Source organism: Stieleria maiorica, from assembly GCF_008035925.1.
GTDB lineage: Bacteria > Planctomycetota > Planctomycetia > Pirellulales > Pirellulaceae > Stieleria > Stieleria maiorica.
Genome location: NZ_CP036264.1, coordinates 7,828,349 through 7,852,090, shown reverse-complemented (window position 1 = coordinate 7,852,090; position 23,742 = coordinate 7,828,349). Strand labels below are relative to the sequence as shown.

18 protein-coding genes are annotated in these 23,742 nt (G+C 58.9%); 4 read left to right on the top strand and 14 right to left on the bottom strand.

Going from position 1 to position 23,742, the window contains the following annotated elements; all coding sequences use genetic code 11:
• Window positions 1-3: 3 nt before the first annotated feature.
• A complete protein-coding gene (locus Mal15_RS26675; protein ID WP_147870547.1) occupies window positions 4-4,971 on the top strand; it encodes a vWA domain-containing protein in 4,968 nt (1,655 codons plus the stop codon).
• Between the two features lie 268 nt (window positions 4,972-5,239).
• Here the strand turns inward: Mal15_RS26675 and Mal15_RS26670 are convergent, their stop codons facing one another.
• The 4 genes from Mal15_RS26670 to Mal15_RS26655 all read right to left on the bottom strand — a co-directional run bounded on the left by Mal15_RS26670 (window position 5,240) and on the right by Mal15_RS26655 (window position 8,387).
• Window positions 5,240-6,277 (bottom strand): methyltransferase domain-containing protein, encoded by a 1,038-nt coding sequence (locus tag Mal15_RS26670; RefSeq protein WP_147870546.1) that lies wholly within the window; start codon window positions 6,275-6,277, stop codon window positions 5,240-5,242.
• A 48-nt stretch (window positions 6,278-6,325) separates the two neighbouring features.
• Window positions 6,326-6,712, bottom strand: a complete 387-nt coding sequence (locus Mal15_RS26665) for a PAAR domain-containing protein (RefSeq protein WP_147870545.1) — start codon at window positions 6,710-6,712, stop codon at window positions 6,326-6,328.
• A 222-nt stretch (window positions 6,713-6,934) separates the two neighbouring features.
• Window positions 6,935-7,222: a peptidylprolyl isomerase gene (locus Mal15_RS26660; RefSeq protein ID WP_147870544.1), complete on the bottom strand. Its 288-nt coding sequence runs from the start codon at window positions 7,220-7,222 to the stop codon at window positions 6,935-6,937.
• 73 nt (window positions 7,223-7,295) lie between these two features.
• A complete protein-coding gene (locus Mal15_RS26655) occupies window positions 7,296-8,387 on the bottom strand; it encodes a hypothetical protein (protein WP_147870543.1) in 1,092 nt (363 codons plus the stop codon).
• Between the two features lie 145 nt (window positions 8,388-8,532).
• On the opposite strand from Mal15_RS26655, the gene Mal15_RS26650 reads away from it, so the two are divergent.
• From Mal15_RS26650 to Mal15_RS34255, 3 genes are all read left to right on the top strand, one after another.
• A complete protein-coding gene (locus tag Mal15_RS26650) occupies window positions 8,533-8,724 on the top strand; it encodes a hypothetical protein (protein WP_147870542.1) in 192 nt (63 codons plus the stop codon).
• Window positions 8,725-8,976: 252 nt separating this feature from the next.
• A complete protein-coding gene (locus Mal15_RS26645) occupies window positions 8,977-10,512 on the top strand; it encodes a type VI secretion system contractile sheath domain-containing protein (protein WP_147870541.1) in 1,536 nt (511 codons plus the stop codon).
• 36 nt (window positions 10,513-10,548) lie between these two features.
• On the top strand, window positions 10,549-11,163 hold the full coding sequence (locus Mal15_RS34255) for a class I SAM-dependent methyltransferase (RefSeq protein WP_167547070.1): 615 nt from the start codon (window positions 10,549-10,551) through the stop codon (window positions 11,161-11,163).
• Between the two features lie 14 nt (window positions 11,164-11,177).
• On the opposite strand, the gene Mal15_RS26635 is transcribed toward Mal15_RS34255, so the two are convergent.
• From Mal15_RS26635 to tssB, 10 genes are all read right to left on the bottom strand, one after another.
• Window positions 11,178-12,281, bottom strand: a complete 1,104-nt coding sequence (locus tag Mal15_RS26635; protein ID WP_147870540.1) for a M35 family metallo-endopeptidase — start codon at window positions 12,279-12,281, stop codon at window positions 11,178-11,180.
• A 215-nt stretch (window positions 12,282-12,496) separates the two neighbouring features.
• Window positions 12,497-13,543: a lipase family protein gene (locus Mal15_RS26630; protein ID WP_167547069.1), complete on the bottom strand. Its 1,047-nt coding sequence runs from the start codon at window positions 13,541-13,543 to the stop codon at window positions 12,497-12,499.
• Between the two features lie 207 nt (window positions 13,544-13,750).
• Window positions 13,751-16,516 (bottom strand): type VI secretion system ATPase TssH, encoded by a 2,766-nt coding sequence (tssH, locus tag Mal15_RS26625; protein ID WP_147870538.1) that lies wholly within the window; start codon window positions 16,514-16,516, stop codon window positions 13,751-13,753.
• A 69-nt stretch (window positions 16,517-16,585) separates the two neighbouring features.
• Window positions 16,586-17,611 carry a type VI secretion system baseplate subunit TssG gene (gene tssG, locus Mal15_RS26620; protein WP_147870537.1) on the bottom strand — a complete coding sequence of 342 codons (1,026 nt, stop codon included), beginning with the start codon at window positions 17,609-17,611 and terminating at the stop codon, window positions 16,586-16,588.
• Window positions 17,575-19,449 carry a type VI secretion system baseplate subunit TssF gene (tssF, locus tag Mal15_RS26615; RefSeq protein ID WP_147870536.1) on the bottom strand — a complete coding sequence of 625 codons (1,875 nt, stop codon included), beginning with the start codon at window positions 19,447-19,449 and terminating at the stop codon, window positions 17,575-17,577. Before tssF ends, tssG begins: the two co-directional genes overlap by 37 nt.
• A gap of 14 nt (window positions 19,450-19,463) precedes the next feature.
• Complete coding sequence (gene tssE, locus Mal15_RS26610; protein ID WP_147870535.1) at window positions 19,464-19,961, bottom strand: type VI secretion system baseplate subunit TssE; 498 nt, start codon at window positions 19,959-19,961, stop codon at window positions 19,464-19,466.
• Between the two features lie 5 nt (window positions 19,962-19,966).
• Window positions 19,967-20,836: a type VI secretion system accessory protein TagJ gene (locus Mal15_RS26605; protein WP_147870534.1), complete on the bottom strand. Its 870-nt coding sequence runs from the start codon at window positions 20,834-20,836 to the stop codon at window positions 19,967-19,969.
• A 231-nt stretch (window positions 20,837-21,067) separates the two neighbouring features.
• Complete coding sequence (locus tag Mal15_RS26600; RefSeq protein WP_147870533.1) at window positions 21,068-21,559, bottom strand: Hcp family type VI secretion system effector; 492 nt, start codon at window positions 21,557-21,559, stop codon at window positions 21,068-21,070.
• A 100-nt stretch (window positions 21,560-21,659) separates the two neighbouring features.
• Window positions 21,660-23,159, bottom strand: a complete 1,500-nt coding sequence (tssC, locus tag Mal15_RS26595; RefSeq protein WP_147870532.1) for a type VI secretion system contractile sheath large subunit — start codon at window positions 23,157-23,159, stop codon at window positions 21,660-21,662.
• Window positions 23,160-23,165: 6 nt separating this feature from the next.
• Window positions 23,166-23,696, bottom strand: coding sequence for a type VI secretion system contractile sheath small subunit (tssB, locus tag Mal15_RS26590; protein ID WP_147870531.1), 531 nt, complete (start codon window positions 23,694-23,696; stop codon window positions 23,166-23,168).
• Window positions 23,697-23,742 lie beyond the last annotated feature (46 nt).

Sequence of the window (23,742 nt, the reverse complement as noted above, 5' to 3'; positions counted from 1 at the left end):
TCCATGTCGACTTCATCCACTCAGCCCGCCGGCAAGGCCAGCCAACCCGATCGCAAGGTCTGGCAGGGCGATCGCGCCGGCGGCGCCGACGTTTTCGGAATCCTGTGGCGGCGCTGGCGGCAGGTGATGTGGGGCGTGCTGTTGCTGGCCGCATTGCTGTTGTTCGCCTGGCTGATTTGGCTGTTGTTGCTCTCCCCCAAACGCACTGCGGTGGTGGTGCTGTCGGCGGCGGAGTACTCGTGGCCGCTGCCGCCGAACGCCTGGGCCAAAGAGGACTTTGGGAAATTGGGCGTCATGGACGGCGAAACGATCACTGTGCGTGGCGATGATGCCCCGATTTTCAAAGCATCCGATTTTTACCAACGCTTGGAGCGAGAGGTAACGCGGGCACAGGGGCAAAGCCGGCGATTGCCGTTGATCGTTTGGGTCAGTCTGCACGGGGTTGCCGATGGCGGTGGCGATTCGATCCGGCTGATCCCACCCAAGGCCTCGGCGACCGATTCCGAGTCGTGGATCGATTTGGACGAACTGCTGGACCGCATCGAGCCGCTGGGCGCGAAACGCAAGACGCTCCTGATCCTCGACTGCAACCGCATGCAGGTCAATTGGAACATCGGCCTGCGGGTGAATCGATTCGCCGACGAGGTCCAAGCCGCGTTTGCCGAACGCGTGGCGAAGGAAAAGACCAAGGTCGATTTGGCGGTGATGTTGTCGGCCGGATCGGACGAAACGGCCCATGTTTCAGCAGATCTGGCGGGATCAGTGTTCGGGCACTTCCTGCAATTGGGACTCGCCGGCGCCGCCGATCAAGTGTCACACCATGGCAACGGCGATGGATGGGTCGACCTTGTCGAGCTTCACCGTTACGTTCAAACTCAGGTCAGTTGGTGGGCACGGCGTAGCCGCGGTGATCGCCAAACGCCCGTCCTGATGAAGGTCCATGCCGATTCGAACTTTCACCTGACGCGGAGTTTGAATCCGGAGCGATTGAACCAGTTGACCGCTCGCCCCACAGTCAGTCGATCTGGGCCGACGATTTCGGATGCCCAGCTTGACTCACTTTGGCGATCTTTGGACGAGCATCGCGAACAACAACTCTATCGCCGCGAACCGATCGCGTTCCGAGACTTGGAACACAGTCTGTTGTGGCTGGAGCAACTGGCGACCGCCGGCAAGGGTTATCAAACCTTGGCCAAGCGGACGTTTAATCGCGTGGTCGGCGAGATCAAGGCGATTGAAACCCGGATGGCCCGATTGCCGCAATCGCCAACCTATTCAAACGCCTATTCGCTGGTCTCGGGCAACCGCCCGCCGCTGCCACGTGCGCTGCGTGTCCACTCGCTGCCGCTGGCGGAGTTTTTCGGCACGCAGGACATGACTTCAAGCGCGCAGCTTCGTGATCGATTGCAAGAGTTTTCCACCCGGCCAAACGCCGGACTGCTTTCGAGCGTTCGGGCAGAATTTGAGGAGCTTGCGACGTCGGACTATCGCAGCACGCAGTTTGCCCGAATGTTAGATCGCTACCAGACGCCACGGTTGTGGCAACAAGCGGACGTGTTGGGCACGTTACTGACGCTGCAAAGTGAGATCGAAGACCGAACGGTCCCGCGTGATGACGATGGGATCCCCGCAGACCTTCGCGTCCATCGTTGGACCCGATGGTTGCTGGCGCCGGCAGACGCATCGCGTCGTATGGCAGAAGACCGCGTGTTTCTGCGTCAGCAAGAGGGCCTGGCCGAAAGTCTTCAAGAAACACAATCGAGCCTCACCGCATCGATGGGCGCGCTGACAACGGCAATCACCGCATCACAAATCAGCGATCGATCGATGGCGCTCGCGCCTTACTACGCACAGTGGATCGCCCACCCGGACCGCGCATCGGATCCCGCGGAAACGAAAGACGACATTGAAAACGTGATCGTGCCGTTGATCGGTGAAACCGAGCGTCTTGCCGCCGAACTCGACGCGATGCCGACCTCGATCGACGACCAAACGGTCGTTCAATCCCTGCGGAGCATCGGTGCGTTGGCGGAGGAAAAAATCCGCCCCACGATCGACAGCCTGCAGGAAAAACTGACCCTGCGGACGCGTGAACTGATCCGCGAAAGTCTGACCAATCAGCTGGAGACGGTCGGAGAGATCCAAGCCGTCTTGTCCGTCCCCTTGGTCAATTGGGAGTCCCGACGTGATCTGCGGACTGCGATGAACGAATTGACCACACGTGTTCACGCCAACCTGGAACCGCCCAGCGACGACGACCAAGCCGATTCGATTCCATCATCTGAACTCGCCTATTCCGCTCGCCTGGAAAGCTGGCAACGGCATCCGCTGGATTTATTGCTCGGCGAGACGACGGGCGGCGCGGGTGATGCCGCCAACACGCCGATCGCATCATTTCTGGATTCTGTCGAGCGTCAGATGCAAGGAATGGGTGTCGAGACGACGTTGTCGGGTCAACGAAACCGATGTGCCACCGAAGCGCGTCGAACGCGAGCCGCCGCATCGATCTGGTTTCCTCGCCCAGCCGACGATCCGATCGCGCTGCTTCGCGACATCGACATCAAGGCGCTGTTGATGTGGCATGCCGAGCGATCCCTGGCTGATTTTTGGGGACCGGCCGGTGGCGAGCGTCCGTTTTACGATCTTGCCGCGACAGACTATCTGGCATCGGTCGCCGAATTGGACCGCCAGGGGATTGATTCGGCGTCCGGCGGTGAACGACTCGTTGAACTTGCCGAGGCCCGATCACAGCTGGAAGCGAGTCGTCAATTCCTTCCTGGCTGGCTGTCGACCACCTCGGCGCGGACAATTCAATTGGATCCCCAGGACGACATCAGGTCATTGCTGGTGATCCGATCCGAACCGGAAAACGCCTTCGCGCCACCGCAGGGAACCGCCGTCGTGTCGGTGCGTAGCGAATCGCAGCGGATTGATTTTGAATCCATCCAACCCTCTGATGCGGTGACGCTGCCCACGTCCAATGCTCACTATCAAGTCGTCTTGCCGGCGGAGGTATCTGGTGCGGGATTGGCGTTGAAAGCACAAGCCGTTTTTCGCGGCCATGAATACGGCAGCCCCTTGAACCTGGAACAACTGGGCGGTGTGAAGATCGATGTCCATCCGCATCGGTACCAGAAAAGCGAAGTCACGCTGAACGGTCCCTGGGACGAGCTGTCAGTCGTGTTTGTCCTGGATTGCTCGGCCAGCATGGCGGAATCGCTCGAAGCGAATGCAGGTGAGGTCGCTTCGCGGATGGAAATCGCCAAGTCGGCGCTGCAAGAAATGCTGTTCGATCTAGGGCTTCGGCGAAACATTCGGGTCGGTGTCCGCGCATTCGGACACCGCTTGGGCTGGAGTGTTGACGAGCCGGTCAGACCACTCACCCGGCCGGATTTTGGCGGACTGATCGATCCTGCATTAACGCCGGAGCGGGATGTCGAAGCGATGCTGGGGTTAAGCGACTTTGACCTCGCAGCGGCTCAATCGTTGGTCCCTGAAATCGGCGGATTGAAACCGTGGGGACAATCGCCGTTGTACCTTTCCGTGATGCAAGCGATTCAAGAGTTTTCGGCGGACGACGCCACGGCCGATCGACACGTCATCGCGATCACCGATGGAGCCAATTACCAATTCATCCCGCCGTCGGCCACCAATTCGTCGCTGACGACCGACAACGACGTCCGCCAGGCTTGGATGCAGACGCCGGTCCCCGTGCACATACTGGGCCTGGGAATGGATCGCTCGCAGCAACAAGATGCCGTCCAGGAATTCGACCGGTTGAGCCGTGATACCGGTGGTCGTTTCCAAGCTTTGGCCAGTTCAACCGACTTGAAACAAGCACTGCGGAACTTGCTGGCGCCGGGGATGTATCGATTGCGATCCTATCAAGACGACCATCGCCCCGACGTGCCGATCACGCTGGGCTCGCCGACACGCGTTGCACCTGCCCCCGAATCGCCCGAGCTGTTCGCGCTGCAATACGAAGGCAGACAGTGGGTGGACGCCGCAGCACAGGAAGCCGCGACGCAACCGCTGGCGATCGAACCGGTGGTCTTGGAAGGTGGCGAAGCGTACCAGTTGTATGTCAACGAAGCGGGCACGGAGATCTATGACTATCCGTACGACGACAACGTCGAAGCCGTGGCAGGGTTGGTGACGTCCCAGGGCGCCGCGACCGATCACGTGATCCGGGTGCATCGCCCGCAGCATCAACCGCCCCATGACGTCGCGTTTCCTGTTTCCTGGCAGCGACGCGATCCCGCCGGTTCGGATGACCGTCCGCTTTGGCGAGCCACACGTCGTCCTTCGGCAGTTTGGATTGAAATTCAACCGGTAGCGGTCGACGGGCAAGAGGTCGGTCAAGCCTACACCTTCTATGACGCGACGTTTGAACCGGGGGAACCGGCCCCGGTGATGAATCTGCTGTCAAGCGATTGGCCGCGCCGAGCGGTGAAGGCACGAGTGCGCGTTTGGTCGCGGCCCGCCGAAGAATCCACCACGATCGAATTGCTTCCGCCGGGGATTGCCGGCGGAGGCAATCAGGCCAGCGATGGAGGCGGAGTAGCGCGGCTGAATCGGGCGATCCCGGTCGACGAGACGTCGGGCGAACCGATCGCCGTTGGATCGGGGATCAGTGTGCGAATCGATCCGTTGGGCACCACGTTTGCCGACGGCGTGGCGCGGCGCAGGTACGTCGTTGAGTTTGCCGACCCCGATATCCCCGTGACATCCATCAAAGTCAGTCTTGATGAATCGATCGATGGACTGCCGATCCGCATCGTGCGACAGTTCGACCCGCTGCGGCGAATGTCGGTGCACACGTTCTACTATCCGACCAAAAACAACGCCCCGGTCCAGCAGATCCGCGTCACGAATCAGACTCATGAAATCGACGGTGCTTGGCAATTGGATCGTGATTGGGTGGAGGTAGGGATTCCCGAGTCAGGCGGCTTGCTGCCGGTGGGGCACTAGGGGTTTACCGTAACTCAAGTCGCGTAGTTGCCGATGCGTTCGGAGAGTCGCCGTGTTCTCCGAGCTCGGCACACGAACATGCAGAGCTTTGTCCCGCGCCGACCTCGGAGAGGACGGCGACTGTCCAGCCCAATCGAAAACGAAGGTGTGGCGCTATACTCGAACTCCGCAGCAGCTCGGTGTTTCAGGTAGTGGACGAGGCGACGAGTCCATTCGTTCCAAGCACGGCCAGGACTCCTCGCGTCGTCCACGACGGATTCGTGGAAGCCTATCCCACTTTTTGCGCGACGACCAAGTGGCTGTCGTAGGACACGACGCTTCGATCATGCATGCGGACGTGCCAGGGACAGTTGTTTTCGGCGATCAGCCGCAAGGATTGAATTGCCTGTGGATGACCGGGGGTAAGAATCTGTCGCAAGATCGATTCGCTGGCACCGCGATCGGGACCACGTTGGGAGTGGCCACCGATCCAGCCTTCGATGGGCGTCGCCGATGACGACCAATCATAGGGCGACGCGATCACGGCCCGGCCGTTCGGTTGGAGGACCGCTCCGAGCGACGAAAGAAACTCCATCGGCGAGTGGACGCAATCCAACACGTTCAGACTGAGTGCGGCGCCGATCGATTCTTCGGCAAACGGCAGCGCGGTGGCGTCGCAGGCCCAAAAGTCGACCCGGTCCGCGCAGCGAAACGAGACTGGAAACTCGCGGCGATCATAAACAATCCCTACGCGACGTCGCGGGTATCGTACCACGCCCTCGCGCAGCGCCCGCGCCGCGACTCGCAACATCGGGAGATTCAAATCGATCCCCAGGACCGGGCGATCGAGTGTTTCGGCAAGCGTGAACGTGCTACGGCCGACGGAACAGCCGACGTCCAACATGCTGTCGGGCCGATCTGATTCCAGGCCCGACAATGCGATCCCGCGGCGCAAAACGCGAAGCATCGATCCCGGGCGGGGATCTCCGGGCGGTTCGTCGGGATCCAGATCGCCGTAGTGGTCCCAGGCGTACGAACTGACGTGCTGGCGGATCGCGTCGAAGACCGAACCATGTCCACCACAATCCCCCAAGACGCTTTCGATCGTTTCGCTCAGATCGGTTCGTTGGCAGACTTGGAACAGATTGTCCGACAGATAGCTGCGGATGTCGCGAATGATCAACGGCACGCCATCGATGATGGGATACTCGCGTTGACAATTCCGATCGCTGCAGTGCAACAGCCCTTCGACGATGTGGTCATCGACTTCTTTGATGACCGTTGCCAGATCAAGCAGATGGAATTGTCCGCGGGCGACGCGGCACACGGGACAGACCGGTTGAAAGGTTTCGAGATGCCGCCGTCGCACGAGACGTCAGCCCCCGATCATCACAGTCGGACATCCCGGCGGCAGGACCTTGCCGACCGGGCTGGGGATCGGGGCGACGCAGCTGCTGTGGGCCGTCATGTCGTTGACTCTGGCAGCCGGCATGCCACCGATCAGCACACTGGAGGATCCCTTGGCGATCATGCCGGGGCCGGCCGGGACACAGCCGGGCAACATGCACGGCAGTGTCGTGTCGGTCACCCGTGCGGCAGGCATGTTTCCGATCATCACGTTGGGCGCGCCTTTGACGATCATCAACGGAAGCGCGGGGTGCGCAACCGGCGTCGGGACCGGAGCTGCGGGATGAATCGGTGCATGACAGTGCGGAGCGTCCTGTTTGACAAGATCGGTCATGCGTGCAGCGGGAGGGGACATGGGGTCAGGCTCGAAGGGATGTCCGCAAGTAAGGAAGGATACTCGGGTAGAGTCTAGCTTGATGTTCGTCCGATTGCCATCGCAGTGGTCAGTCGATCGTAGCTAAGTCAACTTGGTTTTCGAGGTAGTGGACGAGGCGACGAGTCCATTCGGATTGCGCACCGCGAGGACTGCTCACGTCGTCCACTACCGTTTTCACAATTCGTAAGGCGAGAGGGAATACTAGGGATAGTCCTTACGTCCGGTGACTTCGACGAGGTGGTATCCGTGTGCGGTGGCCACCGGGCCGTAGACGCTGCCGATGTCGCCTTCAATGAAAACCGGTTCCAATTCGGGGGCCATGTGTCCGGGTCCGAATTCCCCCAACGATCCACCTTGGCGAGCGGTGGGACATTCCGAATAGGTCTGCGCGAGTTGATCGAAACTGGCCCCCTGCTGCCATTGGGTCATGACCTCATTGGCCAGTTCGGGTGTCGAGACCTGGATGTGGCGGGCTTGAATACGTAGCACGGCGGAAGTCTCCTTGGTGGACGGGTGGAATCGTTGGCTGTGAAAAGACAGGCTGGGAACCGATCCCACGTCGTTAGCGTCCGGCGACACAAAAAATGTTGGGACAGGGCGCGCCCGAAATCATGGGGGTTCCCATGGCGGCTTCGAAGGATGCGGCCATCGTCGCGGCGACCGACAGATCCCCCATGCTTGGCAGCCCGCCCATCTCCATCGCGGACAAGGCGGGTGCCGCGGGCATCGGCGCTTCGGCGGCGGCCGACATCGCCGCGGCGAGTTCGGCGCTGCCCCCGGCTCCGCCGGTCAGTTCCGCCGCCATTGCGGCACTGGCGTCGACGGCCGCTTCCAGGTTGGCTGCCAGCGCCGCGGCGCCGGCTTCCATCGCCGGCAGCGCCATTTCCATCGGCTGACCGCCCATCGCGCCGCTGACGAGTCCGAAATCGGAGAGCCCGGCGCTGACTTCCCCCATTTCGCCGGCGGACATCGCGAGCGGAGGCACTTCCAATCCGCCCGCCATCTCCAGCGCCGCGGCAAACTCACCGGGGGCCGCCGGATTGAACCCCAGCGCGAGGGCGGCGTTGAGTGCACGCGCAGCCAAAGCCAATTCCATCGCGAACGATCCTCCGCCCGCGGCCGACAGCCCGAGTGTGCCGGACATCGCCAGGGAGGCTTCAAGCGCCGCCGCCAAGCTGGCTTCCAACGCGGCCGCCGCACCGGGGGCGGCCATGTCGATTCCCAACGATGATTCGATTGCGGCATTGATGCCCAACGCCATCGGCAGGCCACCGAGCGGCTCCATCGCGGCGCCGAGTGCCCCTCCGAGATCTCCCAGCGCGGGGGCGGCGATGTTGAGCGCCCCGGCGGCAAGCGACAGATCCATCGCCGCACTGGGGCTGGTCATTTCGATCCCCAGGGAAGCGCCGACCTGTGCCATCGATTCCATCGCCAACACGGCTTCCAGCGAAAACGGCGGCAATTCGGCGGACAGCACCGCATCCAGCGCCCCGGAGGCGGCCATCTCGGCGGTCACATTGACCGCCGCGGCGATCCCCGCGGCGGCGGCTAAACCGGCTGCGCCGGCGGGCAACGGCGGCATCTGGATCGCGACGGGCGGGACCTGGATTCCGGCCGCCATCTCGGCAACCTTCGGCATGCAAATACAAAACATGAATCACATCCTTCACAAACTCACGCGTGGCTTCGGACCATCATGGTCTTGTCACCCCAAACTCGCGACAATGCTTCCCAATGCTGGTAGAGTATGAACCAGAAACCCTCGCGCCGGGCCATGATGTGAATGTCGGAGAGTTGTTTTGTCAGAAGAGAGTCAGCTTTTCCACGTCGTCGAAGAATCGGGGAAATTCGAGGTCCTGGATCCCTCCGGCCGCTCGATGATGACCTGCCGCGATACATCGAGCGCGGAACACTACGCGGCATTGCTGAATCAAGCCTACAAACGCGGGTACAAAGACGGCTACCGTGAGGCAAAATCGTTGAAACAATAGCGAAAGTCGCCAACGGCTTTCGGCGGTGTGCCGATGTAACCGAAATCCTTGGCGGCCTGAGTGTTTCCGGGGAGAATCGGCAAACGGGGCGGGCCCGTAAGCTCGCGCCATACGGCTGATCATCGTCCGACATCAGCCGGTTCGCGCCAGCGTCCGGGCTTCTCCCTCGGCCTTTACTTAGCGGTATTGGGCTAAAGCCTAGACACCAACCATTCCTCCCAGCCTGTCCCGTTTTTTTCGGAGTCCGAACGATTGTCTAATTCATTTGAATCCAGTTTTCAGTTCGGCAATGCCGGATCGGCTCGTCAGCTTGATCCCCAAGAACCGATGCGGATCGTGGTGATGGGAAATTTTTCCGGCAGCGCCGACGCTGATGGATCGGTGGCCGAACGCAAGTTCCGGCGCGTGGACATCGACAACTTTGAAGACGTTCTGCAAAAAATCGCCCCGAAGGCGTCAGTCCGAATCGGCGACAGTGCCGATGCGATGATTGAAATCGGCATTAGCGAACTGGACGATTTTCACCCCGACGCACTTTACCGCAACGTGCCGATCTTTCACGAATTGCGTCAATTGCGGAAACGATTGATGGATCCGAATTCGTTCTCGGATGCCGCGGCGGAATTGAACCAGACACTTGCACTTCAAACCGACAGCGAATCCAAAGGCACGGCCCAGGAAACGCCGACGGCACCGGATTCGCCTCCGGCCGCCACCGATGAGAGTGATGCGGACACATTGGAACGCGTGTTGGGGCAATCCGCCAAACGCGTCGACACGTCCGCCGCCAAACCACCACAGGTGGACATCCAAAGTTTGATCAACCAGATCGTCGCCCCTTACATCGAACCGAAACCCGATCCGAGGCAGGACGAGTATGTCAGCCACACCGATTCCGCGATCGCGGGCCAGATGCGGGCGATTCTTCACGACCGATCGTTCCAGCAATTGGAAGCGGCGTGGTTGGGATTGAGTTTCCTGGTGTCTCAGGTGGCACAGTCCGAAGAGGTCCAGGTTTTTCTATGGGACGTGACCAAAGCGGAATTGTTACACGCAGGTGAGTCGGCGTCGGAACAACTGGAAGACTCGCTGCTGTTTCGCCGATTGGTGACCGATCGAGAGCAAGCGACATTCTCGCTGCTCGTCAGTACGGAAACGTTCAGCCACGAATTGAATGATCTGATCTTGCTGACTCGCTTGGGCGCCATCGGGGCGAACTCCGGCGGCCCGGTGCTGGCGGCGGCATCGCCGCAATTGGTCGGCTGTCAGAACTGGACCGACGAGATCCCCAAACCGAACGCCGAAGCGAATCGCCGGGAACAAGACTGGCAGAGCATTCGCACCAGCGCGGCGGCCGCTTGGATCGGCTTGGCCGGCCCCCGGTTTTTGTTGCGGTTGCCCTACGGCGCCTCGACCAGCCCGGTCGACGCATTTGATTTTCAGGAAATCGACGACCCGATCGCGAATCACCAGTCGTTGTTGTGGGGCGCATCCTCCTTGTTCGTGGCAACCTTGCTGGCGACGTCGTACTTGCAATCCGGGTGGCAGATGACGCCGGGAGATCTGCAGGACATCGGAGACTTGCCGGCGCTGACGTACAAGGATGAAGACGGCGAAGTCCATCTGAAGGCCTGTGCCGAAGTCTTTTTATCCGAGCGGGTCGCCGAACAGATTCTCGATCAAGGCGTGATGCCGTTGATGAGTTTTAAGAATCGCAACGTCGCGCGTGTGCTGCGTGTGCAATCGGTCTCGTCTCCAGCGTCGGCGCTTGCCGGCCCCTGGTCCTAGGATGGTGCCTGCTGCAGAGTTGTCGATTACGAACCGATGGATTTACGTGAGATCGAGATTCCTGTTTGCTGGGACGCGCCCCCGCCGAAGATCCTGCGCACGATTGAAATCGCCGATCGATTGCGTGAGACGTTGATGTCGGACGCGTGTGACTCCGACATCCCGGCTTTGGTCAACAGCAACTTTTACATCGCCTACCATGCGCTCAAACACGTACGGGACACGGGAATGGGCGGCGACCTGTCGTTTTGTGAATGGGGCAGCGGACTGGGCGTGGTCACCTGCATCGCGTCGCAGTTGGGATTCAACGCAACAGGAATTGAGATCGAAGGGTCACTTTGTGAGTTCGCCAGAACACTGGCCGACGAGGCCGGTGTCGCCGCCGAATTCATTCAAGCCAGCTACCGTGATCTCCGCCGAGAGGGCACACTGTCCGAGGGGAGACTGTCTGAGGGCACACTGTCTGAGGGCACACTGTCTGACGGGACACTGTCTGGGGGTACCCTGTCCGGCGCGGTGGTCTATGTCTATCCGTGGCCGGCCGAAGAAAGATTTATCGAGTCAGTGTTCCGAGACGTTACCGACGCCGGCTCGGTGTTGATTTCCTATCATGGCGGAACTTCACTCCGTGCGCGTCGAAAACGGTCTTGAGATCAATCAGCGACCTAGAAAAGCTCTCGATTCTCGGTGTCCTCGCAATAGATCTCGTAATTGTCCGCATTATTGACGGCCAAGTCGGGATAGTTTGCCGCGAGGTGCTGACACAATGGTCTGCCGTAACACGCCTGGTTGAAGTCGGGGTGCACGACATCGGCAGTCCCGCAAAGCGCGTGCGAGAGTTCGTGAATCATCACTCCCCCGATATTGTCTTGCCCCGAACCGGACTCCATCGCCTTGGCTCCGGCGTGTGGCCCTTTGGCGTTGGTGCTGAAAAACACGTCGCACAGAAAGATGTGTGGCTTTCCGTCGGCACCGCGAGGAATGGCCCAGGCGAATAAATCTGCCAGGTTATAGCGTCCGTTTGCGGTATCGATGTGCCCTTGAATGTTCCCGACGGCGCCGGGGGTATCGTCGGGCATGCCCACCGTTTTCATCGTACGAAGGTGCAAGACGACTTCGCCGCCACAAACAACGCTGTGGATAGTCTGGAAATTGCGTTTGACGGTGTTGTATCGACCTTGGTCGTACGGTCCGAAACAGAGTTCAAAATAGGCGCGGGCGGCCGATCCCGCCGTTTTTGCTTTGACCAACCACGTCCACGTGCGCGCCATCAACGTATCGGCATGCGTGAGTGAATTCTTCCCGAGCATTCGTTCGCGGCCGTTTAGCCGGGGTCCGGTCGCCTGCATCGACGGTGCGAATTCCGGCCTCACCTCCGTAATCAGTGCATTCCCAACGGCGGGTTGCGAAGACTTTCGCGCGGATCTGGCATAAAGGGTCAGGATGGAGTCGATTCGCTCGTCCAGCTCGCCCTTCTTATCTTTCTTTAGCAATGTCAACTGACGGGAGATCGCGTCTTCGCTGGTCAGTTTCAAATTGACACAGTTCAAAAACGCAGCCGCCCGCACGGCTTTTCGACGATTCGATTCGGCATCTCCTCCGCGGACCCACCAACCGAGGTGAAAGTGCATTGCGATGCCGTCATCGGACTGTCCGTTCTGTCGAATCGCACCTTTGATGTTGTCCACCGTCGCGCCGGAGCATGCATCTCGACTCTTGATGTAGGTCCAGATTTCCTCTGCCCGTTCACTTGCGGTCTTCTTGGACATCGACACTTCCTCAGAGGGCCCGGATTCACCATTGACTGTTCAGTTGGAGACCAACAGAGATCCGCCAACGACTCCGACCGAGCCATCGGCTCATTAGCGGAACCATCACCGGAATAGATCTTATCAGGAATCCCGGTCACCGAGTCGGGGATCGGTTCAATTGGGCCAAAAAACCGACGCGTTACTGAGTTGCGTCTTGCGTCGTCGAATTCGTTTCACGTCGTCTTCTTGAACTCTTTACGGATCTGGTCTCGAATCCAATTCGGTTTGTGGTTCAAGACTTGCGCGATGCCTTTGGCGATTTTTGCCCCCGGAAGGATCTTCAGGCAACTGGGGTGGAAATAGGTTTGCAGCCCACCGCCCCCATATTTCTTTTCCTTGCGTTTGGCCGCCAAGCCACCTTTGACCAATCCCGAGTCGGCGTATTTCCGCATGCTGATTTCGTGACCGTCGTTGGTTCCCTTCCAGGCATAGGCCTGCTCCATGTCGAAGGACACCGGATCATGCCCCTTGACGACGAACATGGCACCGAGTGAGGGCACGCCGTCGAACGGCAGGATCAGTTGTCGCGCAACGATCCGGTGATTGAAGTCCGACGCAAACCGGTAATCGCCGACACGTGGCGGAGAAAACGGGATGCAGAACATGTTTGGAACAAGGTGCGGCACCTGGTACGAAAACCAATGGGTGAACAGGGCGGCATGCCCCGCCCCTTGGCTGTGACCAGTGATCACGATGTTGCTGCCCGGAAACGCCCGCTCCGCTTTGGCGATCGCGGACATCACGCGGTCACGGTAGGATCCAAGGCTGCTTTTGTAACCGCCATGAATCAGGAACCCGGCACCACCATAGTCGGCTTCTTCTTGAACATTGTCGAAGTTGGCTCGCCAATCGACGTTGACCTTCTGGGCGCTGCTAAGCCATCCCGCACCGCCTTCGTTTTTGCCGCCCACCGACCCGCGGAACACGACATAGATCGAATAGGGAGGCAACTGACCGGGATTCTCGAACACCACGACCATCGCCACCAGCGAACTGTCCGTCAGTCCACGCCAGCTTCTACCGAACACCGGGTACTCTTGGATAATCTTTGCCGACCCGGAATCTTTCTCGAGTGCTTTGGTCGTCCGCTTGGAAAGCTCGATCCAAGAAAAGCTTTTCGCATTCGCACGTTCGTAGATCTTGTATGCCAGTGCGATCGCTCGCATCGACGTGACCCGCGGAAGCTCATACGGAATCTTGACCTCAAGGGTCGAACGCATCCGTATCTCAAACCCGGTCTTCGACGGCGGGCACCCGTTGGAGCATTGATAGAAAAACTTCTCGTGAGTTGGCACTCGGTCCAGCCAATCGGCATTCTCTTGATGCTTGCAGTGTTCGCATTTCACATACATTGATGATTTCCCCTATTTGAATCGAAACACAAAGATCGACCGCGACGCAGCGTCCAATCCGATCACAGCGGCAGATTAATCGAATTGATAGTCGAATTCGCCGTCTTTAACCGAGACGTGAACCTTCTTGGCCGGATCACCTTCCATCATGCGGGTCAGGAACTCGCCGCTGATTTGCGGCAACACCGTGTTGGTCAGGATGGCATCGATCATGCGGCCGCCGCTTTCCAATTCCGTGCAGCGGCTGGCGATCAACTTGATCACTTCATCGTCGTATGTGAACGGAATGCCATGGTTGGCTTGCATGCGTTTGGCGATTCGGCCGAGTTGCAGCTTGGCGATCGCGCCGACCATTTCATCGCTGAGCGGATAATAGGGGATCGTGACGATCCGGCCCAACAACGCCGGCGGAAAGACCTTCAACAGCGGCCCACGCAATGCTTTGGCCAGCCCCTCGGGGTCGGGCATCAACTCCGGATCCTTGCACATGTTCATGGTCAGGTCCGTGCCGGCGTTGGTGGTCAGCAGGATCAGCGTGTTCTTGAAATCGATCACACGCCCCTCGCCGTCTTCCATCCAGCCCTTGTCGAAGACCTGGAAGAAGATTTCGTGGACATCGTGGTGAGCTTTTTCCACTTCGTCCAACAACACGACGCTGTAGGGACGTCGTCGCACCGCTTCGGTCAACACGCCGCCTTCGCCGTAGCCGACGTATCCGGGAGGTGCGCCTTTGAGCGTGCTGACGGTGTGGGCTTCTTGGAACTCGCTCATGTTGATCGTGATCACGTTCTGCTCGCCGCCGTACAGAGCTTCGGCCAGTGCGAGCGCCGTTTCGGTTTTCCCGACGCCGGACGGACCGGCCAACATGAACACGCCGATCGGTTTGCCGGGATTGTCCAGGCTGGCCCGGGATGTTTGGATTCGCTTGGCGATCATCTCCAACGCATGCCGCTGGCCGATGATGCGGTCGTTCAAAATGTCAGCGAGTTTCAAGACGGTCGCCAGTTCGTCTTTGACCATCCGGCCGACAGGAATGCCGGTCCAATCCTGGACGACCGATCCGACCGCCTGTTCGTCGACGGTGGGCAGGATCAGCGGGTGTTCGCCTTGCAGCTCCTGAAGTTTCGTTTGTAGATCCTTGAGTTCATCGAGCAGCTTTTGACGGTCCGCATCGGACAACTTGGCTTCGGTCTTGTCGTCGGACGCCTCGGCGGTTTGCACTTTGACCGTTTCGGCTTCCGCATCGGCAGCCTTTTCTAACGGGCTGTCGGTGCCTTCGACCTTGCCGTGGTGACCACGAAGCCGGCTGCGGACATCCAGGATCTTTTCGACCAGCTCTTTTTCGTTGTTCCAACGCTCCTCCAAGCCGCTCAGACGTTCCTGTTCGTAGGCGAGCGCTTCGGTGGCTCGTTTCTGCCGTTCGGTCGTCTCGACGCCGACCAGGTTTTCGTCGGCGATGATTCGTAATTCGGTATTGAGTGCATCGATCCGTTTTCGCGAATCGTCGACTTCCGCCGGGACGGCATGCTGGCTGATGGCGACGCGTGCCGCGGCGGTGTCGAGCAGACTGACCGATTTGTCGGGCAACTGCCGTGCGGGGATGTAGCGGTGGGACAGCTTAACCGCGGCCTCCAGAGCCTCGTCCAGAACTTTGACCTTGTGGTGTTTTTCCAGCGTCGACGTGATCCCACGCATCATCAAGATCGCCCGTTCTTCGCTGGGCTCTTCGACCTGGACGACTTGGAACCGTCGCGTCAGCGCGGGGTCTTTTTCGATGTGCTTTTTGTATTCGGCCCAGGTCGTCGCGGCCACGGTCCGCAGCGTTCCGCGGGCGAGCGCCGGTTTCAGCAAGTTGGCCGCATCGCCGGTTCCCGCGGCCCCGCCGGCGCCGACCAACGTATGGGCTTCGTCGATGAACATGATGATCGGTTTTTCCGACGACTGAACCTCTTCGATCACCTGTTTGAGCCGGTTTTCGAATTCGCCCTTCATGCTGGCACCGGCCTGCAGAAGTCCCACGTCCAATGCACGCAACGTGACATCCTTCAGCGGCGGCGGAACATCGCCGGAAGCAATCTTGAGTGCGAATCCTTCGACGACAGCCGTTTTTCCTACACCGGCTTCACCGGTCAAAATCGGGTTGTTTTGCCGACGGCGCATCAGGATGTCGATGATTTGACGAATCTCTTCGTCGCGTCCGACGATCGGATCGATTTTGCCCTGGCGCGCGTTCTCGGTCAGATCGACGGTGAATTGTTTGAGCGCTTCCTGTTTGCCCATCGCCGCGGGAGGCATCGCGCCGCTGGCTTCGCCCGGAGCGGCGCCGCCGCCGACCTGGAATCCGTCGCTGGCGTGCATCGATTCTTCCGGCGAACCGCTGACGACTTCGCCAAAGCGGTCGGTCAACGTGTCCAGTTTCACCTTTTCGAATTCGGGCGAGATGTCATACAGCGCGTGCGTCAAGCTGCGCGTCTTGAGCATGCCGACCACCAGATGCCCGGTACGCACCTGCGATTCACCGAACATCAGCGTGCCGAAAACCCATCCCCGTTCGACCGCTTCTTCGATGTGGGATGACAAATCTGAAATCGACGTGGATCCCCGCGGCAGTTTGTCCAGCGATTCGGTCATGTCCTTGACCAACTTGGACGGGTTCAGGTTGAACTGCTTGACGATGTGGTGAAGATCCGAGTCTTCCAGTTGCAGGATCTGATTGAACCAGTGAACGAGTTCGACGTAGGGATTGCCGCGCATTTTGCAAAACACGGTGGCACTCTCGATCGACTTGTAACCGACACTGTTGAGTTTTCCAAACAGTGCGGTGCGGCTGATATCGGACACGGTCTTTCTCCTGGGTTGTGAACACGACAGGCGGCAAGCCTATCCCACTGGTGTATTCGATTGATGCACTCAGCTGTGCAACAGTAAGTCTTTCGGGTCCTCTTGGACTCCGGCGGCATCCATCCACATGGTTTGCCCGAGTTTTGCTTCGCCCAATCGCCACGAAGGCGTTTCCTCTTTCTTCAGGACCAGATTCAGATCCCACAGCAATTCTTCGCCGATGTAGTTCTTGACCATCGCGGTCAAACGATGCAGGCTGTCACCGCCGGGAAGCAGACGGGCAAAATCATCCCAACCGACGGGGCCGACGGTGAGGCGGAAGTTCTGCTGGCACTCCCAAACGTGTGATCCGAGAGTGCAGGCGACGCCGACGCTGGAACTGTCGGGATCGTCGCCGAGATGGAAGCGACAGTCCTCTGGAATCTCGGTCCAGCGGCCGACAAACTCGTCGATCTGGCAAGGCACTTTAAAGAAATCTGAAATCATCGCCTCCAGGCCTTCGGGGTTTTTGGCCTGGCAAGCGAATCGGCCGGCGTAAAAAAGCTTTGCCAAATCAGGCAATTCGTCACGATCCTCCAGCGACGGCATCCCGATCCCCATCAGCGAACCGACGTAGACCGAAAACCGATCCGATTCGGGACGATCGAAATGGGCGACCGGCTGCGCGTCTGCCCAGGCCCGATAGAACAACGACAGCATGCGGTGATGGAAGACATCCAGAAACGCGGCAAAGGTCGTGTCGTCGTGGTGCTGGATGCGATCACGGATGTATTCGGTCAAATGCAGCGGCAGGGCGCCGTTGGGACCGCACAGCCCGAAAAAGCGGACGGCCATTTTGTGATAATCATTGCCGCCGGCCCCTCCGCCGAGTTCAAACTCTGACAACGATGAGGGCGCGAAACTGAGCGACGGTTGCTGGGTCAGCCGGACGCGGTCATCGGACAGACGAACGGTGTGACCGAATCGCGGGGAATCGGAAAACATACATTCCAGCAACCGCATCGCTTGATAGAAATCAAACTTGTACGGTTGATCGTTTAGCCGTTGCAACGTCCCGTCTACAGGGCGTGCCGTCGTCCCATCTTCGCGGGCCATCGCGTTACCTCACCTCGCTCGGTCGTTCGAAAAACCGTCTCGGTAAATGAGTTGATTGATACGTACTTGGCAAAGAATTCATTCAGCACGGCCGCCATCAGAAACGCGCCGGTCCCCTCGAATCCGGTTTCGTCCAACGTGAGTGTCAGCTCCAGCCCACGCCCAAAGCTGAGCGGTCCCGTGGAGGGCAAGGGCCGCGTCACGGGCGTGGATTCGATCGACCGGACGGCATCGATCTGCTTCCCCGTCATCACGTTGTTTGTGTCCGAGTAAAGCGAAAGCAGTTCTCGCAGTGCCGTCGCGCCGCCGGTTTTGCTGTTGACCAACGATAGGTAATTCAGCGAAAGGTGATTGATCAGCCGCCACGTCGTTTGCCCCTGCTCGTAACTCTTAGACGGCATCGGCTTGGTCGGGCCGGCCAAACAGCGCACGGATTCAACCGGCGCGCTGACCTCCAGCGTAAAATCGGTCTCGCTGATTCCGACCGGCATTTGCAGCGGCAAATCGCGATTGGTGCAAAGCGTTTCGATCGACAGTTGCCGCAATTCGTGCGAATACGGTGATTCATTGGCGTCGACCAGACTTAGAAACGTCTCGCTGCCGACGTAGCTCGATCGCGGGCCGTACTGCTTGTGCTTGGCCGACAGCACACGTTGGCGTCGCATGACGGTGTAGTACGCCCGGGCGCGATGGTCGGCGGTAAAGTCGCTGAGCGAATAAAAGGGCTTGAACTCTTGTTCGCGGTCATTGCTGGTGCCATAACCGCGCACTTCACCGACTTCGTAGACTTCGAAATCCAGCGGGCGCGTTCGGTCGGGCATGACCTGATATTCCGCCGTTCGGTCGCTCAAGTGAATTCGATCGGCGCGTTTTTCAAACAGATTGATCGCCGGACAACTGAACAGCGAAAAGTGGCTGGCGTCGACACGGTTAGCCAGTTGTGGATCACCGCGCCGAATCAAGATCGCGATTTCGATCGATTCGCTGTCGCATCGCTTGACCGCAGGCCCCAATTCATTGATCTGGGCGAACATGTAACGTTGCGGGAACGAAAAATACTCTTGCAGCAAGCGGTAACCCTGGAAGGATCGCGGGCCGTAAGGCAGCAAGGCCTGGTCGTCGTCAAAACCACGCGGACGAACCTTGGATTTGCCAAAGTGCACGTCCCACGGTGACTGCGATCCACCGCGCCGTACCGCAATCCCAACGGTGCCGGTCATCAACTGTTCATAAATCCGCATCGGGATGTCGGTGGCGCCGCGAATGAACAGCGGCAACTGGTCGATCGGTATCTGATTGAATTTCAAACCCGCGGTGGATTCCAATCGCAGCACCAATGCCGCTTTGACCGACGGATGATCCGGCAATCCCAACGCCGCGACGTCTCGCAAGAAATAGTCTGCCTTGCTCAATTTGATCGGCCACAACGTGACCTCGTCTGCCGTCCGAAAGGTGCAACGGGTCTGTTCGCCCTTGCCCAGCAAGCTGTGCAGCAACGTGTGGCGTGGTAGACGGAAGCCCTCGGCGAGCGTGCCTTCGGTCAGGTCGGGACGAAACTCCACGACCGCCATCGCCGGTTGGGGCGCCAAGTAATGCGGACACACCATCTCCAACAGATGCTGGGTCAATCGAGGAAACTCGGCATCCAGCTTGAGCTGAATTCGCGCCGCCAGCAGGGCGAATCCTTCGAACAAGCGTTCGACGTAGGGATCGGCGCATTCGAAGTCGTCGATCCCCAGGCGGCTGGCAATCTTGGGATACTCAGCCGCAAACTCGGCCCCGGATTCGCGAACGAATTGGAGTTCCTGGTTGTAATAGTGCAGCAAACGCGGATCCATGCGACGCGGCCTCGTTATGCTTCGTGAATGTTGACGGTGCCCGTTTCCAGATCCAGTTCCGAACGTAGGTACAGTCGTTCGGGGAATGGTCGGGACCAGAGTTCGCCTTCGATTTCGAACTGCAACGAATTGGAAAGCGGGGAATCCGGGTCCTTCTCCCCGCGAACCTCAAGCGTCTCGGCCAGAATCCGTGGTTCAAAATCCAGAATGGCCTGGCGAAGAGCACGTTGAACTTCAAAGATCTGCAACCCCGAAACCGTTTTCCCGGTCAAATCGGGGATGCCGTAATTGAGAACCGATTTTTCGACTTCCGGATAGTCGCTCAGATCTTGGTTGGCGGCCAAGTGGCACGTATTCATCAACCAGGCCAGGTCACGCAACACGGCGGCGCGCAACTTGTGAATGGAAAAGACACGTTGCTCGCGTGATTCGTTCTTTGTTCCCGCTTGATCATCGGTCAGACGATCCAGCAACGATGGAAACAGCCGTTCTTGTGAACTGAGGTCTGCCATGGCGGTTACTGATCACCACCGGATTGGTCGGTCGCTTCGGAATCCTCCGGCCCGGCCTCCGCTTCGACGTTCAAAGTAATCTTACGCACGTCAAGCAACGCGTACTCGTCGACGTCGGTGGCCAACATTCGCTGGCCGATCCCGACCGAAATCTCTGCTGCCGCATCACCGAGCGACTGCCAATCGGTCTTGCGGGACAGCCGAATCTGGGAATCCTCCACGGCCTCGGACCCGGGATAGCGCGTCGGAATCATGCCGACCGCATCACCGCCGTTGGCCCAGGTGAAATGCACGGGAGTCCAGACAAAGTCGCGCAGATCGGCGGGGGCTTCGAAATCGATTTGGGCGATTCGGTGAAAGGGGATCCAGTAATACTGGCCATTCAGCAGGGCTTCGAGCACCGGTCCCATCCTGGGATCGGCATCGGCGATCCATTCGAATTCGTGCCGCTGATCGCCAGTGATTTCGAGTGTTCCGGACGTGGCGGGTGCCTGGTCGAAGGCCTCCGAACGCAGATCTTCGGCTTGTTGGTATTTCTGCGTGGCGGAAAGCTTGAGTGCTTCGATCATCAGCGCGAGCCAACGATCGGGTTCGCCGAAAATCAGCGGCGAGGTTTCGCCGGCGAAGACTCGTGCCCGCGTTGCTTCGCATCGGATGGCTTCGCGATAGGCCTGGACCATGGCCAGATTGCCCGGGTCGAGGTCGCCGGCGATTTCCAATTGGGTCTGAGCACTCTCCCATTTGCCCAGAACGGTCAGCATTTGGAACAGAAAGACCCGATACTTTGCGTCCGAGGGGTCTTTTTGAATCGCCTTCTTCAACTCGGCGAAGGCCTCATCCAGTTTACCATCGCGGAGGTACTCTTCGGCGAGCATGATTATTGCGTCCTGGGAGAATCGAGCAGGTTGACCAGCTGGAACGGCGCCGTCGTTGAGCGACGCATGACATCTCGGCTGGCGGAGAATGGTCGGTCGAACGATCACGATCAATCCGATCACGACCCATGGTGTACGACGCGACGCGATCCGGTTCACCGGGCCAATGCCGCCGGGTTGGCACCCGAGCGGCATTGGCCTGCGAATCGGTTGGCAATCAAACCGCAGCGATCAGCTGGAGCTGCCTTTGTTGACCGGGATGTTCCACTTGAACCCTTTGACCGGTCCTCCGGAGCCATCGGCTTTCTGCTCTTTGTACTTCACTTCGACTTCGGCAAAGTTCAGCGAAATGTTTTCGGTCAGTCGGTCTTCGCCGCCCGAACCGCCGGTGCTGACGGAGGTGACGAGCACCTTTTTCATTTCAACGATCATGTACTCCAACGGCTTTTTACCGGCCTTGCGAACGGTCAGCGTGGCTTTGTTGAAGTGATCTCCGTTTGCACAGTAGAGCATCAAGATGGGAGACGCGGCGTCGATCCACTTTGTGACACTGATATCCTGGAAGTTTGCTTTGCCGGCACCGCCGCCACCACCGACGTGGAACGAACCGGATTGGGACATCCCCCAGCTCCAGGCGAGAACATCAATCTCGTCCTTGTGTTTATCGTCTTGAGATTCTCCTTTGATCTCACCTTCAATGTCCAAAAACATATCAACAGCCATCGTAGTTTCCTTTTGCAGTCGAGTGCCAATGTATCTTCATAAGATCGCGAGGCCGCGTGCCTCGCGATCATGCATAACCTACCTATCGCGCGGTCCTCTATCAGCCCCCCCCTTTGCCTGATGGTAATTTCGAGACGAGCCGCAAAGATACCGAAAGACCTTCCAATTGGTAATGCGGACGCAAGAAGAATTTGGAGGTGTAGTAACCGGGATTGCCCTCGACCTCTTCGACCACGACTTCGGCGGCGGCCAATGGTTTGCGAGCTTTGGTTTCCTCGTCCGAGGTGCCCGGACTGCCATCGACATATTGGTTGATCCAGTCTTGCAACCAGATCTGCATGTCCTTTCGTTCTTTAAAGCTGCCGACCTTGTCACGCACGATGCACTTCAGGTAGTGAGCGAAACGGCAGGTCGCAAACAGGTAGGGCAGACGTGCGCCCAAATTGGCGTTGGCGGTCGCATCGGGATCATCATATTCCGCCGGCTGATGCAACGATTGGGCGCCGATGAACGCGGCAAAGTCGGAATTCTTTTTGTGGATCAATGGCATGAAACCATTTTTCGCCAACTCCGCTTCGCGACGATCGCTGATCGCAATTTCCGTCGGGCATTTCATGTCCACGCCGCCGTCGTCGGTCGGGAACGTGTGACAGGGCAACCCTTCGACGGCACCGCCGGATTCGATACCGCGGATCCGTGAGCACCAACCGTACATTTTAAACGATCGCGTGATGTTGGTCGCCATCGCGTAGGCGGCATTGGCCCAGCAATAATTCTCGCTGTTGGCCGCATCGGTGTCTTCTTCGAACGCGAATTCGTCGACGGGGTCCGACGCCGCTCCGTAGGGCAGACGGGACAAGAAACGCGGCATCGCCAAACCGATGTACTTGGAATCTTCCGACTCACGGAGCGATCGCCACGCCGCATACTCGGGCGTTTGAAAGATCTTGGTCAAATCGCGTGGGTTGGTCAACTCTTGCCAACTGTCCATCTGCATCACCGCCGGATCGACTCCGGCGATAAACGGTGCGTGACAGGCAGCGGAGACTTGCGCGATCTCGCCGAGCAGTTCCACGTCCGGCGGGCTGTGGTCGAAGTGGTAATCGCCGACCAGACAACCATAGGGCTCGCCACCGAACTGACCGTACTCCTCTTCGTACATCTTTTTGAAGATGGGGCTTTGGTCCCAGGCGGTGCCTTTGAACTTTTTGAGCGTCTTGTGAAGCTCTTTCTTGGAGATGTTCATCACCCGGATCTTCAACAACTCGTCGGTCTCGGTGTTGTTGACCAGGTGATGCAATCCCCGCCAGGCACCTTCCAGCTTTTGGAAGTCTTGGTGGTGCAGGATCAGATTGATCTGCTCGCTGAGCTTGGAATCGATCTGGGCGATGATCGCTTCGACCGACGCCAGCACGTCGTCAGAGATCAGTGCGGTTTGCGAGAGGGCATGTTCGGCAAGCGTCTGGACGGCGGTTTCCACCGCCTCTTTGGCTTGATCGGATTTGGGGCGGAATTCTTTCTGCAACAGCGAAGAGAACTCACTCATTTCGAGGGTCGCGCCCTCGGCCTGCTGTCCGGATGCGGCTTCGTCAGTACTCATTTTGAATTACTCCTCGTTTGCGGGTGTTTCAGCGTCGCCGCCGTCTGCTTTCGGGGCGGCCGAAAGCGATTGCAGCAGTGCGGGATCTTTGAGCGCTTTGGCGAGCAGGGCTTCGGCCCCGTCCTTGCCGTCCATGTAGGTCAGCAGGTTGGAGAGTTGCTCGCGGGCCTGCAGCAATTTGCTCAGCGAGTCAACCTTGCGAGCGATCGCGGCGGGGGAAAAGTCGTCCATGCTTTCGAACGTCAGGTCGACCGCCATGTTGCCTTCGCCGGTCAACGTGTTGGGCACCTGGAAAGCGACGCGCGGTTTCATCGACTTCATTCGCTCGTCGAAGTTGTCCACATCGATCTCGAGCGCCTTGCGATCGGCCACCGGAGCGAGCGGCTCTTCGGGCTTCCCCGAAAGGTCGGCCAGCACGCCCATCACGAAGGGAAGCTGAACCTTCTTTTCGGCACCGTAGACTTCCACGTCGTATTCGATTTGCACGCGAGGAGCTCGATTCCTCGCGATAAATTTCTGAGCGCTAGCTTTAGCCATCTGTTACTCCTGCGTAAGAATTCGGGCGGGCACTTCCCGCCGCGGT